The sequence below is a fragment of the Pseudomonas sp. FW305-70 genome, from assembly GCF_058783925.1.
The window spans coordinates 38,987-53,143 of sequence record NZ_JBYSYZ010000016.1 but is presented as its reverse complement, the minus strand read 5'-3'; the positions used below and the strand labels follow the sequence as shown (position 1 = coordinate 53,143).

Here is a 14,157-nt window from a genome sequence, read left to right as displayed (position 1 = left end):
TGCCTAACTTACGCAAAAATGCACGGATCATCCGACCATATCTGCGCTTTCCGGTCATTCCGCGCACGATTGCCGGTTGATGAGAACTCTTCCGAAGCGCACGTATTCCAAATTTGTTTAAAAACCCTGACCAGCAAACTGGACTAGGCGCAATCCTGATCAATACTTGAACTGTCGGCGGGGCATCTCCCCCAAGTGTCACGCCGATATTGGTACCAACGGACCGCGTGCCATTGTTTTACTCCTAATGGTCTTAACCCGGATTCACCCCCCAGAACCCGGGTTTTTTTTGCCTGCGATTTAACCTTTTACGTGTGCCAGCGGGAACAGCCGCTTGAAATTGGCCGTGGTCTGCTCGGCAAACCGCTCGTAGGGTTCACCGCGCAACATTGCCAGAAATTCCGCTACTTCACGCACGTACTGCGGCAGGTTTGGCTTGCCGCGATGGGGAATCGGCGCCAGGTAGGGCGAATCGGTCTCCACCAGCAAGCGGTCGGCCGGCACTTTGCTGGCCACATCGCGCAACGCATCGGCATTGCGAAAAGTGACAATCCCGGACAAGGAAATGTAATAGCCCATGTCCAGCGCAGCCTTCGCCATGTCCCAGTCTTCGGTAAAGCAGTGCAATACGCCCGCCTGGGGCAATGCCGCTTCGCGCAGCAAGTCCAGGGTATCGGTGCGGGCCCCGCGGGTGTGGATGATCACCGGTTTGCCGGTCTGCTGCGCCGCTTGCAGGTGCAGGCGAAAGGATTCCTGCTGCAACTGCGCCGCTTCCGGCTCGTAGTGGTAATCGAGGCCGGTTTCGCCGATGGCGACCACACGCGGGTGATTGAGCTCCTGCAACAGCCAGTCCAGCGCCGGCGCGGCACCGGGCTGTACATCCAGAGGGTGCACGCCCACCGAGCAGTCGACGTCGTCATAACGCTCGGCCAGGGCTTTGACGTCGGCCGCGTTGTCCGCGCTGACACCGATACACAGAAAGTGCCCTACCCCGCGCTGCCGGGCAGCATCCAGGGCAGCATCCAGGGAGCCGTCGTGGGCGGCCAGGTCGAGGCGATCGAGGTGACAATGGGAATCTACGAGCATAAAGGGCTGCAACTTACATCGAATGGGTGGGACGGTCCGGGGTACTGATACTCGGATACTGATACTCAGAGTCTAGGCGCAGGCAGTCATCTTTGGGCAGGCAACGACGCCCATTGCACCAGCAAGGCCTCCAGCAGCAAGGCCGGATTGAGGTTGGCCTTGCTCAAGACTTTCTGTCGCTGGGCGAGGATCCAGTCCTGGATATCGAGGACTTTGCCCTGGGCGCTTTTCTGCGCCAGGTATTGCACGACCTTGCGCATGTCGGTCAGGCCGAGGCCGGCTTCGTCCTGGGTCAACTGATAGCGCAGGATCAGGCTCGACCAGTCGCAGAACCAATCGAACAGGCGCAACATCGGAATGTTTTTCCATTCTTCGGCCAGTTGCGTCGGTGACTGCTGTTGCTTGAGGAGTTTCTTCACCCCTTCCACGACTTGCATGCGCTGCTCACGCACGCCCTGGGCCTGGAGATTGACCGCCGCCAGTGGCGAACCGGCGGCCAGCGTCAGCAACTCGACGCGCTCCTCTTCGGAACATTCCGGCAATGCCTGGGCCAGCCACTTCAAGCTCATGGCCTCGCCCGGCAGCGGACAGGCCTGCTGCACACAGCGACTCTTGATGGTGGGCAGCAAGCGGCTCGGCTGATGGCTCACCAGCAATAAAACCGTATCGCCGGACGGTTCTTCAAGGCTCTTGAGCAAGGCGTTGGCGGCGTTGATGTTCATCGACTCGACCGGCTCGATCAACACCACTTTGCGTCCACCCAACTGCGCGGTCTGCACCACGAAACCGACCAGATCGCGAACCTGATCGACCTTGATCGCCTTGTCGGCTTCTTCCGGTTCAAGGATGTAATTATCCGGGTGGCTGCCAGCCTTGAGCAGCAGACAGGACTTGCATTCGCCGCAGGCCTCCAGCGCCGTCGGGCGCTGACACAGCAAGCTGGCCATCAGGCGCTCGGCCAGTGCCCGCTTGCCGATCCCGGCCGGGCCATGCAGCAGGTAGGCGTGCGCGTGCTGCGCGCGCCCCGCCAGGTGCTGCCAGAGGTTTTCCTGCCACGGATAGGCCTCAGCCACGGCTCAACTCCAGCAGGCGCGGCACCAAGGCATCCAGCGATTGCTGAACCTGTGCCAAGGGTTGGGCCGCATCGACCAGCACATAACGCGCCGGATCCGCCTTGGCCCGCTTGAGGAACGCATGGCGTACGGCATCGAAAAAGGTCCGGCCTTCGAGTTCGAAGCGATCCAGGCGGCCGCGTGCGCTGGCGCGGGCCAGACCCACCTCGACAGGCAGATCGAAAATCAGTGTCAGGTCCGGGCGCAGATCGCCTTGAACGAAGGTTTCCAGAGCCGCGATGCGCTCAAGCGACAAGCCACGGCCGCCGCCCTGGTAGGCGTAAGTCGAATCGGTAAAACGATCACACAGGACCACGGCACCGCGGGCCAGCGCCGGGCGAATCACTTCTGCCAGGTGCTGGGCACGCGCCGCGAACACCAACAGCAACTCGGTATCCGGGTTCATGACTTCGTCGACGGGAGCCAACAACACCTCACGGATACGCTCGGCCAACGACGTGCCCCCCGGCTCGCGGGTCAGCACCACCTCGATGCCGGCGGCGCGCAAGCGCTCGGCCAGGTATTCTCGATTGGTGCTCTTGCCGGCGCCTTCCGGGCCTTCCAGAGTAATAAACAAGCCAGTCACAGGCAGTCCTTAGTCAGAGTCATTGCGGGCTTTTCGGTGCGTTGGCATCGGGTTCCGGTGCTTCAGGAGCTGGCGCAGGATCTTGCGCCGGCACTGGCGGCAGCGCCTCGAGAGCCGTGTTCGGTGAAGCGGCCGGGATCGGTGCCTGCTCCTGCGAAGCCTTGGCCTCCTGCGTACCGTTTTGCTCAGTCTGGATCGGCGCTGTCTCTGGCGTGGCAGTGGGCGCCGGGCTGGAGCGGTAATCGGCGCGACGCTTGAGCTGGAACTCCTTCACGGCATTGTTGTGGGCATCCAGGTCGTCGGAGAACACGTGAGTGCCATCACCACGCGCCACGAAGTAGAGGCTGTTGCCCTCCACCGGATTGAGCGCCGCATGGATGGCTTCGCGACCGACCATGGAAATCGGCGTCGGCGGCAAGCCCGCATTCATGTAGGTGTTATAGGGCGTCGACTCCTTGAGGTGAGCCCGGGTCAGCTTACCGCTGTAGCGGTCGCCGAGACCATAGATCACCGTCGGGTCGGTCTGCAGCAGCATGCCCATCGCCATGCGTCGCACAAACACGCCGGCAATCTGCCCACGCTCCTGCGGCACGCCGGTTTCCTTTTCCACCAACGAAGCCATGATCAGCGCCTGGTAGGGTTCGGTGTACGGCACATCGGAAGAGCGCTGCTGCCATTCCTTGGCGAGCACTTCGTCGAGGCGGTCGTAGGCGGTTTTCAGCAGTTCGATATCGGACATGCCGCGCACGTAACGATAGGTGTCAGGGAAGAAACGCCCTTCCGGAAAAATCCCGGTGTGGCCCAGCTTGTCCATGACCTGGCTATCGCTCAAACCGTCGAGGCTATGATCAAGCTTCTCTTCCTTGGCCAGCGCTGCGCGAACCTGGCGGAAATTCCAGCCTTCGACCAGAGTCAGGCTGTACTGAACCATTTCCCCGCGCTTCCACAGGTCGATCAGGCCTTCGACGGTCATGCCCGGCTGCATGCGATACTCACCGCTGTGCAGGGGTTGTTTGCCGAGATTGAAGCGCCAATACACGCGCAGCCAGAAGGCGTCCTTGATGACACCATTGGCTTCGAGTCGGTAGAAGGTGCGGGTCGGCGTGGTGCCCTTGGGCACATCCAGCAATTGTTCCTGGGCAATGTTCAGCGGCTGTACCAGCGCCGAATGAATTTTCCAGGCTGAAGCACCCATCAGCAGCCCTGCCAGAACCACTCCGGTTTCCAGCAGCAGCAAGAGTTTACGTCTCACGTATCAAGCATCCAGTAGCACACGGGCAATGGTTTGGAGTTTACGGGTGAGCGGCCCAACCGGCCAGTGAAGAGCAGCATAGGCACGTACCGGCCAGATACCATACACGCTGTTGCAGACAAAGACTTCGTCAGCCCATTGCAGCTGTTCGAGGGGGATATCGGTGATTTGCGTGGGAATTCCCAGCGACCCGGCCTGAAACAATAGTTCGGCACGCATCACGCCGGCCACGCCGCAGCGCTTGAGGTCAGCCGTGATGAGCACACCGTCACGCACCAGGAACAAATTGCTGAACACGCCTTCGATCACGCGCCCGGCCTGATCGAGCATCAAGCCTTCGGCATGCTCGGTGTCCTGCCATTCGGCACGGGCGAGGACTTGTTCAAGTCGATTCAGGTGCTTGAGGCCGGCCAGTAATGGCTGCCTGGACAATCGGGTGGCGCAAGGAAACAGTCGAACACCCTGCTCGCCATGCGCGGCAGCATAAGCCGCAGGTGGATTGCCTTGCAGAATGCGTCGAGCCTGGGCCGAAGGATCGGGCGCGTAACCGCGCAGACCGTCGCCGCGGGTGAGAATGAGCTTGAGCACCCCGCCACCCAGTAGCGCTGCGTAGGCCAGCAGTTCGCTGCGGATCAATTCCTGATCGGCAGCAAGCGCCAGACGCGAGCAGCCATCCGCCAGACGCGACAGATGCCGCTCCAGCAACACCGGCTTCCCGTTGCGCACAGCGATGGTCTCGAACAGACCATCGCCATAAGCCAGGCCGCGATCCTTCAGCGACAAAGCGTCAGCCGGCTGACCGTCGACCCAGCAGTCCATCAGCCTGCGAACCGGCGGAACACCAGCGAGCCGTTGGTGCCGCCAAAACCGAAGGAGTTGGACACGACCACATCGATATCCATGTTGCGCGCGGTGTGCGGCACGAAATCGAGGTCGCAGCCTTCGTCCGGCTCATCAAGGTTGATGGTCGGCGGCGCTACCTGGCTGTTGATGGCCAGCACGCTGAAGATCGCCTCGACCGCGCCCGCCGCACCCAGCAGGTGGCCGGTCATGGATTTGGTCGAACTGACGGCCAGCTTGTAGGCATGCTCGCCGAACACCGACTTGATCGCATTGACTTCAGCAAGATCGCCTGCGGGAGTCGACGTGCCGTGGGCGTTGATGTACTGCACTTGATCGCCATTGATCTTCGCATCGCGCAGCGCATTGGTGATGCAGCGGGCAGCACCCGCGCCATCGGCAGGTGGCGAAGTCATATGGTAGGCATCGCCGCTGGTGCCGAAGCCAATGAGTTCGGCGTAGATGGTCGCACCACGGGCCTTGGCATGTTCCAGCTCTTCCAGAACCAGCGCACCGGCACCATTGGACAGCACGAAGCCGTCGCGGCCCTTGTCCCATGGACGGCTGGCGCGGGTCGGCTCGTCATTGCGGGTCGACAGCGCGCGCGAGGCACCGAAGCCACCCATGCCCAGACCGCAGGCCGCCATCTCGGCGCCGCCGGCAATCATCACGTCGGCTTCGTCGTACATGATGTTGCGGGCTGCCATGCCAATGCAGTGGGTACCGGTGGTACAGGCCGTGGCGATGGCGTAGTTAGGCCCCTGTGCCCCCAGATGGATGGACAGGAAACCGGAAATCATATTGATGATCGAGCCTGGCACGAAAAACGGGGAAATCCGTCGTGGGCCGGTCTCGTGCAGCGTGCGGGCGGTTTCTTCGATATTGGTCAGACCGCCAATACCCGAGCCCATGGCCACGCCGATGCGTTCGCGGTTGGCGTCGGTGACTTCCAGACCGGCGTTGCGCACCGCCTGAAAACCTGCGGCCAGACCGTATTGAATGAACAGGTCGAGCTTGCGGGCTTCCTTGACCGACAGGTATTCCTCGACATTGAAGTCCTTTACCGAGCCGCCAAAACGGGTGGAATAGGCAGAAAGGTCGGCGTGTTCGATCAGACCAATGCCACTGCGGCCAGCCAGAATGCCCTGCCAGCTGCTCGGCACATCCGTGCCCAGTGGCGACAACATACCCATACCGGTGACTACGACGCGTCTACGCGACACAGCACTCTCCTTTTTTTCAAATGACGACTTTGCATCAGGCCTAAAGAAAAAACCGCACGCCATGATGGCAGTGCGGTTTTTCCATGACAGCGAGCAACGATTACAAACTATTACGCCTGGTGGCTGGTAACGTAGTCGATTGCAGCTTGTACAGTAGTGATCTTCTCGGCTTCTTCGTCAGGGATTTCGGTCTCGAATTCCTCTTCCAGAGCCATCACCAGCTCAACGGTGTCAAGGGAGTCGGCACCCAGGTCTTCAACGAAGGAAGCAGTGTTGACCACTTCTTCTTCTTTAACGCCCAGTTGCTCAGCAACGATTTTCTTGACGCGCTCTTCGATGGTGCTCATACCTTGTTTTCACTCCTAATGGACAAATTCAGGCAGCTGGCCAGTGGGTAAGTGTATAGAAAGGCTTTTCAGCTTTTCAACTGAAAGCTTCACTCCTCGAACCCGGTGACCCTCTGCCTATAAATAGATTGCAGCTTTATAACGGATTTTAGACAGCTCGTATGACATTTTTTTGAAGCAATCCGTCACATTTGAATTACATGTACATCCCGCCGTTCACCGGGATTGTAGCTCCGGTAACGTAAGCCGCACCGTCCGACGCAAGAAAAGCGACCACGGACGCGATCTCTTGAGCCTGCCCCAGACGACCCAGCGGAATCTGCGTCTGCAAGGCTTCACGCTGCGCCTCGGGCAGTTCACGGGTCATATCGGTATCGATGAACCCTGGGGCCACCGAGTTTACCGTAATCGCACGCGAACCGACTTCACGCGCCAATGCACGACTGAAACCTTCCAGACCGGCCTTGGCGGCAGCGTAGTTTACTTGGCCTGCGTTGCCCATGGCACCCACAACCGAACCAATACTGATAATTCGGCCCCAACGGGCTTTGGTCATGCCACGCAAAACGCCCTTGGACAGGCGGAACAGACTGTTCAGATTGGTATCGACAACGTCGTGCCACTCGTCGTCTTTCATGCGCATCATCAGATTATCGCGGGTGATACCGGCATTGTTGACCAGGATCGCCGGCGCACCGAACTGCTCCTGGATGCTCGCCAGGACCGCCGCCACGGACTCGTCACTGGTGACATTGAGTTCCAGGCCGGTGCCCTGAATACCGTTTTCCTTCAGGGTCGCGGCAATACGCTCGGCACCCGACGCGGAAGTCGCGGTACCGACAACGATGGCGCCCTGACGACCCAGTTCCAGGGCGATAGCCTGGCCGATGCCACGGCTTGCACCGGTGACCAGTGCAACTTTACCTTGCAGACTCATGCAAGCTTCTCCTGATTCAGGCCAACGCTGCACGGGCGGCAGCGAAGGCATCTGGGGTATTGAGGTTGGATGTCGATACGCCTTCGGCGCAACGCTTGTTCAGACCGGCCAGCACTTTACCCGGGCCGCACTCGACCAGATTGGTCGCGCCCCTGGCAGCCAGCGCCTGTACGGATTCGACCCAGCGTACGGGCTTGTACAGCTGTTCGAGCAGATCACGCTTGAGGGTTTCCAGATCGGCCGGCACTTCGGCGCTGACGTTCTGGACCACAGGAATCTGTGGCGCCTGCCAATTGATCGCGGCGATCGATTCGGCGAAACGCTCAGCAGCCGGACGCATCAGCTCGCAGTGGGACGGCACGCTGACCGGCAGTGGCATGGCGCGCTTGGCACCACGCGCCTTGCAGCCTTCGATGGCGCGTTCAACCGCAGCCTTGGCACCGGCGATGACCACCTGGCCCGGCGAGTTGAAATTCACCGCGCTGACCACTTCGCCTTGCGCCGCTTCGGCACAGGCTGCCAGTACGTCGGCATCGTCCAGCCCCAGGATGGCAGCCATGCCGCCCTGCCCGGCCGGAACGGCTTCCTGCATCAGTTGGCCACGACGCTCGACGAGTTTCACCGCGTCGCCCAGGCTCAGGCTGCCCGCTGCCACCAGCGCGCTGTATTCACCCAGGCTGTGCCCGGCGACGTAGGCCGGACGCGCACCACCTTCGGCCAACCACAGACGCCACAGGGCGATCGAGGCGGTCAGAATGGCCGGTTGGGTTTTATCGGTTTGATTGAGTTGCTCTTCCGGCCCTTGCTGGGTCAGTGCCCACAGGTCGTAACCCAGTGCATCGGAAGCTTCTTTGAATGTTTCAAGGACAACCGGATGTTGTGCGCCCAACTCGGCCAGCATGCCGAGGGACTGCGAACCCTGTCCCGGGAAGACGAATGCGAGGGAAGCAGACATGTAACAAGCCCCTAATGATCTTGTCGTCGGAGAAATGGCGCCCCGCTTTGGGGACGCAAGAAACTGACAGTTGGATGGCCCATCGAACCAAGCGGTCACATTTAAGCATTGTCCGACGAAAACGCCTAAAGCAACAAATCCTCCAGACGACCGTGCAGGCGCTCGGGAAGGTTTTCCTGAATCTCGATCATGGCGCGCGAAATGGCGCTTTGGAAACCCTGGACCCCGGCAGAACCGTGGCTCTTCACCACAATCCCCTGCAAGCCGAGAAAGCTCGCGCCGTTATGCCGGGCAGGCGCCAGTTCGGCCTGCAGGCGCTTCATCAACGGCAGCGCCAGCGCGCCGACCGCACGTGAGGCCAGGTTCTTCTTGAACAACGCCTCGATGCGCCCGGCAATCATGGTCGCCAGGCCTTCGCTGGATTTGAGCAGGATGTTGCCGACAAAACCGTCACACACCACCACATCCGCTTCGCCACGATACAAACCGTCGCCCTCGATAAAGCCGATGTAATTGATGCCCCGGGCGCCTTGCAACAAAGTCGCCGCCAGCTTGACCTGCTGATTGCCCTTGATGTCTTCGGTGCCGATGTTCAGCAATGCCACCCGTGGACGGCTAATACCCAGCGTCTGTGCCGCCACCGAGCCCATGACCGCAAACTGCAACAGATGCTCGGCACTGCAATCGACGTTGGCGCCCAGGTCGAGCAATTGGCAGTAACCCTTTTGTGTCGGGATCGCCGCCACCATGGCCGGACGGTCAATGCCCGGCAGGGTCTTGAGCACGAATCGCGACAACGCCATCAGCGCACCGGTATTGCCGGCACTGACACAGGCCTGGACTTTGCCGTCGCGCAGCAGTTCAAGGGCCACGCGCATCGATGAGTCGGGCTTGCCTCGCAAGGCCTGGGCGGGTTTTTCGTCCATGCCAATGACTTCGCTCGCCGGAGCAATCGACAGACGCGCGCGATCCACAGCCGAATGGCCAGCGATCAATTCTTCAAGAAGGGAGGGTTGACCGACGAGGGTCAGGTGCAGCGAGGGTGTAGCGGACAGGCAAGCAAGGCTGGCCTGAACAATGCTGCGGGGACCGAAGTCCCCGCCCATTGCGTCAATCGCGATGACTTGAGCGGACAAGTGATTACTCGTCAGCGCCCTTGTCGATCACTTTACGGCCACGGTATACGCCTTCTGGCGATACGTGGTGACGCAGGTGAACTTCACCGGTGGTTTTTTCTACAGACAGGGTGCTAGCCTCGAGAGCGTCGTGCGAACGGCGCATGTCACGGGCAGAGCGGGATTTTTTGTTCTGCTGAACAGCCATAATTGATTAACTCCTAAACGTTTGGGTCACGCTTTAACTGCGCCAATACACTGAACGGGTTGGACCGCGTTACCTCGTCCTCGCTCGGTTCGGGCTCATCTGCTCCCGCCGGCTGCTGGCATTCTTCCGGATGATGAGCAGGCACAATGGGCAAGGCGAGCAGAAGCTCCTCCTCGATCAGTGACTGCAGATCCAATGGATCTTCGCCCAGTTCCAGCACGTCATAACCTTTCGGCAACGACTGGGTATTCGCACCCTCCTTCACCACAGCGTAACTGCATTCGCTATGGATCGGCAGGGTGACCAGCTCAAGACAACGCTGGCAAACCATTTTGACTTCAGTGTCGATAAAGCTGTGGATGACCACAGATTTACGTTCATCTCGTTCAAAAACGAATTTAGCCTGCACCGTACCGACATTGTCGGAAAGCGGGTCGCAGAGTCTCTCCAAATCGGCCAGCAGCATTTCACCTTGAAGGGTGGTGCCACGATCAGCCAATTTGCGCGGGTCAACGTGAGGTGGAATCGGGTCATTCAACATAGGCGCAGCATTATAGGGATGCACCCGCCCATGTCAAAGGAAATTCAGCCCTGTCCGTCACTTGGAAGCCTCGCTAGAATTCGCACCTGCCTTATGGAGATGCGCATGCTGCCTTTATTACTCGCTTCCGGCTCGGTCTATCGCCGGGAATTGCTGGCCCGCCTGCAACTGCCATTCACTTGCAGTTCGCCGGATATCGACGAAAGCCATCGCCCGGGCGAATCCGCCATCGCGCTGGTCAAGCGCCTTGCCGAAGAGAAAGCGCGCGCCCTGGCCGCCAGCCATACCGCTCATCTGATAATCGGCTCCGACCAGGTCGCCGTGCTGGGAGAGCGGATAATCGGCAAGCCCCACACCTTCGAAAAAGCCCGCGAACAACTGCTGGCCGCCAGCGGCGCCAGCGTGACATTCCTGACCGCCCTGGCCTTGCTCAACAGCCGGACAGGGCACTGCCAGGTCGATTGCGTGCCGTTCACCGTACACATGCGCACACTCGACGCCACCCGCATCGAGCGCTACCTGCACGCCGAGCAACCCTACGATTGCGCAGGCAGCTTCAAGGCCGAAGGCCTGGGTGTCAGCCTGTTTCGCAGCACCGAGGGTCCTGACGCCACCAGCCTGATCGGCCTGCCGCTGATTCGCCTGATCGACATGTTGCTGGCCGAAGGCGTGCAAATACCCTGAAAGCAAAAAATCGCAGCCTTCGGCAGCCCCCACAGTTGATCTGCGTGCAGGAGCTGCCGAAGGCTGCGATCTTTTGACCTTAAAGCCAACTTAACGCAGCGACGGACCGTTAAACCCCATCCACATCGCCAGATGCTCAGCCACGCTGGCGCCGAGTTTTTTCGAGAAGCGATCGAATGTCGACTCCTGAACGGTAAAGTCCACCAGCTCTTTCTCGCCGATCACATCCCTCGCAACCGAACTGGCATTGCCCAGCCCATCGATCAACCCCAGTGGCAGCGCCTGCTCGCCGGACCAGACCAGACCGGAGAACAGCTCCGGATGCTCCTTGTCCTTCAGGCGATCGCCGCGCCCTTGCTTGACGCTGTTGATGAACTGCTTGTGGGTCGTATCGAGCACACCCTGCCAGAAAGCGGTTTCTTCCGGCTTCTGTGGCTGGAACGGATCGAGAAACGACTTGTGTTCGCCCGAGGTGTAAGTGCGACGCTCGACACCCAGCTTCTCCATGGTGCCGACAAAGCCGTATCCGGCCGCCGTCACACCGATGGAGCCGACCAGGCTCGCCTTGTCGGCGTAGATCTGATCCGCCGCGCTGGCGATGTAGTAAGCACCGGAAGCCCCCAGGTCGGAAATGACCGCATACAGCTTGGTGTCCGGATGCAGGCCGCGCAGGCGACGGATCTCGTCATAGACATAACCCGACTGCACCGGACTGCCGCCCGGACTGTTGATACGCAGGATGACGCCCTTGACTTTCTTGTCCTCGAAAGCCGCGCGCAGGCTGCCAACGATATTGTCTGCGCTGGCCGGCTCCTTGTCGGCAATCATGCCTGTCACATCGATCAACGCCGTGTAATTGGCACTGAGGGTAGCGGCCTTTTCCATATCCATCAGCGGCGAAAACAGAGCAACAACGCCGAAAAGATACACAAAAGTCAGCGACTTGAAGAATATCCCCCAGCGACGGGACCGACGCTGTTCCTGCACACTGGCCAGCAGCGTCTTCTCCAGCAGCTTCCAGCTCTTGTCGTCACCGCTCTCTGCGCTCGCCTTGGCGGGCGCCTTCCATTCGTCGGTCATGCCGTCCACCCCAAAAACTACCGGTTAAGCCTGCTGACTCAGCCAGGCGTGCAATTCTGAAAAACGGTCGATGGCCAGTCGCGGCTCATACAGCCTCAACGCATCGATCGATTGAGCGCCATAGCTTACGGCCACCGACCCCATGCCGGCGTTGCGTGCCATCTGCAAATCAAAGGACGAATCACCGACCATCAATGCCTGATCCGGGCGAACCTCGCAATGCGCGAGAATCTGCTCGAGCATCAGCGGATGGGGCTTGCTGGCGGTCTCGTCGGCGGCACGAGTGATGTCGAAGTAATCCTCCCAGCCATGGGCCTTCAACACCCGATCCAGCCCGCGACGGGCCTTGCCGGTCGCCACAGCCAGATGATAACCCTCGGCACGAAATGCCTCGAGCGACTCGACCACACCCTCGAACAACGGCGAAGGCACGGCCTCCGACGCAATGTAATGTTCGGCGTAGTGCTCGCGAAACGCGATCAGTTCGGCGTCATCGATCTCGGGGTACAGGGTGCGGATCGCTTCCGGCAAACCCAGGCCGATGATGCCCTTGACGGCAAAATCGTCGCGCTGCTCAAAACCGGAGCGCCGGGAGGCAACATGCATCGCCTCGACAATCCGGCCAATGGAATCGGCCAGCGTGCCGTCCCAATCGAAGATCAGCAGCTTGTAATCAGATGGGCGCACTCAATCGCTCCACAGTCTTGGCCCACATCTCGTCGACCGGGGCCTGCAACTTCAGCTCGCCGCCATCAGGCAACGGCACGGTCAGCATGTAGGCATGCAGGAACAGGCGCTTGCCGCCCAGATCGCGGATTTCCTTGCTGAAACCTTCTTCGCCGTACTTGGTGTCGCCAGCGATGCAATGCCCGGCGTGCAAGGTATGCACGCGGATCTGGTGAGTCCGGCCGGTAATCGGCTTGGCTTCGATCAGGGTGGCAAAGTCGCCGAAACGGCGCAGGACCTTGAACACGGTCACGGACTCCTTGCCCTCCTCCTCGTCGACCTCGACCATGCGCTCGCCGGAGCGCAGATTGCTCTTGCCCAGCGATGCACGGACCTGCTTGATCGAGCTCGCCCAGTTACCGCGGACCAGCGCCATGTAGCGCTTGTCGACACCATCACCGCGCAGCGCAGTGTGCAGGTGACGCAACATGCTGCGCTTCTTGGCGATCATCAACAGGCCGGACGTGTCACGGTCGAGACGGTGAACCAGTTCGAGCTCCTTGCAATCGGGGCGCAACTGACGAAAGGCTTCGATCACCCCGAACGTCAGGCCGCTACCGCCGTGAACAGCAATGCCGGCGGGCTTGTTGATCACGATCAGGGCCTTGTCTTCGAAGACAATCGAGACTTCGAGCCGCTGCAGCAGGCCTTGTGCCAGTGGCACCGGCTCGTCGCGCTCAGGCACGCGAACCGGCGGCACGCGCACGATATCGCCCGCCTGCAGCTTGTACTCGGGCTTGATCCGACCTTTGTTCACGCGCACTTCGCCCTTGCGCAAAATGCGGTAAATCAAGGTCTTGGGCACGCCTTTGAGCCGGGCGAGAAGGAAATTATCAATACGTTGGCCGGCATATTCCGGCGAGACCTCAAGCAGTTGTACGCCTGGAGTCGGGGGGGTAGTCGTCGTCATGCCGCGGATGATAACAATTTTTTATGGAATTGAAGCACTTAATCATTGCTGCTATAGTCGCGAACGTCGCCAAAAGCGGCCTGGACAGCGGACCAACGGTCAAAAACCGGCCCTGACCAACGCAATTCACCAGGACGCGAGGCCGTCCTACGGGGCTTTCGCTACGTAACGGTGGAGTTTGCAGGTGTAACGAGCGCAGGTGACATGAGGCCTGAATCACGCCACAAAGCAGAGTTTTCCACTCGTTTTGCGAGCCATATTCACGGCCAGTTCACAAAGTGCAGTCAGCTGCGAATGACCCCGAGCGAAGGCATCGGAAACAACGCCTAAATTAGCCATGATGCGTGACCTCCCCTTTCGGAGCTCACGGTAAATGCCAACCCGCTGCGGATTCTGCGCGCGGCAGCACCCGAATTATCAGGGATACGTGTAGGGTGGAGATGCACAACCGCCGGACTGTGTAGCAACAGGCTTTCTCCAGACGCTTCATCTCGTCCACAGCCGCTGGTTGATTCCTCCTCCTGACTGAGTGCTTAAGTAGCCACAGCAAGCAGG

At 60.1% G+C, this 14,157-nt stretch carries 16 protein-coding genes; 1 reads left to right on the top strand and 15 read right to left on the bottom strand.

Going from position 1 to position 14,157, the window contains the following annotated elements; all coding sequences use genetic code 11:
* Positions 1–300 precede the first annotated feature (300 nt).
* From AC3WN7_RS14645 to AC3WN7_RS14590, 12 genes are all read right to left on the bottom strand, one after another.
* Positions 301–1,086, bottom strand: coding sequence for a TatD family hydrolase (locus AC3WN7_RS14645; RefSeq protein ID WP_102673872.1), 786 nt, complete (start codon positions 1,084–1,086; stop codon positions 301–303).
* Positions 1,087–1,172: 86 nt separating this feature from the next.
* Positions 1,173–2,159, bottom strand: coding sequence for a DNA polymerase III subunit delta' (locus AC3WN7_RS14640; protein WP_095963759.1), 987 nt, complete (start codon positions 2,157–2,159; stop codon positions 1,173–1,175).
* A complete protein-coding gene (gene tmk / locus AC3WN7_RS14635) occupies positions 2,152–2,784 on the bottom strand; it encodes a dTMP kinase (protein ID WP_102673873.1) in 633 nt (210 codons plus the stop codon). Before tmk ends, AC3WN7_RS14640 begins: the two co-directional genes overlap by 8 nt.
* 19 nt (positions 2,785–2,803) lie before the next feature.
* The gene (gene mltG, locus AC3WN7_RS14630; RefSeq protein WP_102673874.1) at positions 2,804–4,036 is read right to left on the bottom strand and encodes an endolytic transglycosylase MltG; all 1,233 of its coding nucleotides are present in this window, start codon (positions 4,034–4,036) and stop codon (positions 2,804–2,806) included.
* Between the two features lie 3 nt (positions 4,037–4,039).
* A complete protein-coding gene (gene pabC, locus AC3WN7_RS14625) occupies positions 4,040–4,855 on the bottom strand; it encodes an aminodeoxychorismate lyase (protein WP_095963757.1) in 816 nt (271 codons plus the stop codon).
* Positions 4,855–6,099 (bottom strand): beta-ketoacyl-ACP synthase II, encoded by a 1,245-nt coding sequence (gene fabF / locus AC3WN7_RS14620; protein WP_095056620.1) that lies wholly within the window; start codon positions 6,097–6,099, stop codon positions 4,855–4,857. The genes pabC and fabF overlap by 1 nt, the downstream gene beginning before the upstream one ends.
* Before the next feature lie 110 nt (positions 6,100–6,209).
* Positions 6,210–6,446, bottom strand: coding sequence for an acyl carrier protein (gene acpP, locus AC3WN7_RS14615; protein WP_003175607.1), 237 nt, complete (start codon positions 6,444–6,446; stop codon positions 6,210–6,212).
* Between the two features lie 196 nt (positions 6,447–6,642).
* Complete coding sequence (gene fabG, locus AC3WN7_RS14610) at positions 6,643–7,383, bottom strand: 3-oxoacyl-ACP reductase FabG (RefSeq protein WP_007977052.1); 741 nt, start codon at positions 7,381–7,383, stop codon at positions 6,643–6,645.
* Between the two features lie 16 nt (positions 7,384–7,399).
* Positions 7,400–8,338 carry an ACP S-malonyltransferase gene (gene fabD, locus AC3WN7_RS14605; RefSeq protein ID WP_007977053.1) on the bottom strand — a complete coding sequence of 313 codons (939 nt, stop codon included), beginning with the start codon at positions 8,336–8,338 and terminating at the stop codon, positions 7,400–7,402.
* A 125-nt stretch (positions 8,339–8,463) separates the two neighbouring features.
* Positions 8,464–9,474, bottom strand: coding sequence for a phosphate acyltransferase PlsX (plsX, locus tag AC3WN7_RS14600; RefSeq protein ID WP_102673875.1), 1,011 nt, complete (start codon positions 9,472–9,474; stop codon positions 8,464–8,466).
* Positions 9,475–9,478: 4 nt separating this feature from the next.
* Positions 9,479–9,661, bottom strand: coding sequence for a 50S ribosomal protein L32 (gene rpmF / locus AC3WN7_RS14595; protein WP_003179396.1), 183 nt, complete (start codon positions 9,659–9,661; stop codon positions 9,479–9,481).
* Between the two features lie 13 nt (positions 9,662–9,674).
* Complete coding sequence (locus AC3WN7_RS14590; protein ID WP_007942001.1) at positions 9,675–10,202, bottom strand: YceD family protein; 528 nt, start codon at positions 10,200–10,202, stop codon at positions 9,675–9,677.
* Between the two features lie 105 nt (positions 10,203–10,307).
* Here AC3WN7_RS14590 and AC3WN7_RS14585 point away from each other — a divergent pair, with 105 nt between their 5' ends.
* The gene (locus AC3WN7_RS14585) at positions 10,308–10,886 is read left to right on the top strand and encodes a Maf family protein (protein WP_095963756.1); all 579 of its coding nucleotides are present in this window, start codon (positions 10,308–10,310) and stop codon (positions 10,884–10,886) included.
* Between the two features lie 90 nt (positions 10,887–10,976).
* Here the strand turns inward: AC3WN7_RS14585 and AC3WN7_RS14580 are convergent, their stop codons facing one another.
* The 3 genes from AC3WN7_RS14580 to rluC are packed head-to-tail and all read right to left on the bottom strand — an operon-like array spanning position 10,977 to position 13,602.
* Entirely contained in the window at positions 10,977–11,966 is a 990-nt protein-coding gene (locus AC3WN7_RS14580; protein ID WP_102673876.1) for a S49 family peptidase, read from the bottom strand.
* A gap of 24 nt (positions 11,967–11,990) precedes the next feature.
* Positions 11,991–12,653 (bottom strand): HAD-IA family hydrolase, encoded by a 663-nt coding sequence (locus tag AC3WN7_RS14575; RefSeq protein ID WP_095963754.1) that lies wholly within the window; start codon positions 12,651–12,653, stop codon positions 11,991–11,993.
* Positions 12,640–13,602: a 23S rRNA pseudouridine(955/2504/2580) synthase RluC gene (rluC, locus tag AC3WN7_RS14570; protein ID WP_102673877.1), complete on the bottom strand. Its 963-nt coding sequence runs from the start codon at positions 13,600–13,602 to the stop codon at positions 12,640–12,642. Before rluC ends, AC3WN7_RS14575 begins: the two co-directional genes overlap by 14 nt.
* Between the last annotated feature and the right edge of the window lie 555 nt (positions 13,603–14,157).

Bases quoted from the DNA above. Each gene is read 5' to 3' on its own strand.
- AC3WN7_RS14645 (WP_102673872.1), bottom strand. From the start codon at position 1,086: ATGCTCGTAGATTCCCATTGTCACCTCGATCGCCTCGACCTGGCCGCC.
- pabC (WP_095963757.1), bottom strand. From the start codon at position 4,855: ATGGACTGCTGGGTCGACGGTCAGCCGGCTGACGCTTTGTCGCTGAAG.
- acpP (WP_003175607.1), bottom strand. From the start codon at position 6,446: ATGAGCACCATCGAAGAGCGCGTCAAGAAAATCGTTGCTGAGCAACTG.
- fabG (WP_007977052.1), bottom strand. From the start codon at position 7,383: ATGAGTCTGCAAGGTAAAGTTGCACTGGTCACCGGTGCAAGCCGTGGC.
- fabD (WP_007977053.1), bottom strand. From the start codon at position 8,338: ATGTCTGCTTCCCTCGCATTCGTCTTCCCGGGACAGGGTTCGCAGTCC.
- rpmF (WP_003179396.1), bottom strand. From the start codon at position 9,661: ATGGCTGTTCAGCAGAACAAAAAATCCCGCTCTGCCCGTGACATGCGC.
- AC3WN7_RS14590 (WP_007942001.1), bottom strand. From the start codon at position 10,202: ATGTTGAATGACCCGATTCCACCTCACGTTGACCCGCGCAAATTGGCT.
- AC3WN7_RS14585 (WP_095963756.1), top strand. From the start codon at position 10,308: ATGCTGCCTTTATTACTCGCTTCCGGCTCGGTCTATCGCCGGGAATTG.
- AC3WN7_RS14580 (WP_102673876.1), bottom strand. From the start codon at position 11,966: ATGACCGACGAATGGAAGGCGCCCGCCAAGGCGAGCGCAGAGAGCGGT.
- rluC (WP_102673877.1), bottom strand. From the start codon at position 13,602: ATGACGACGACTACCCCCCCGACTCCAGGCGTACAACTGCTTGAGGTC.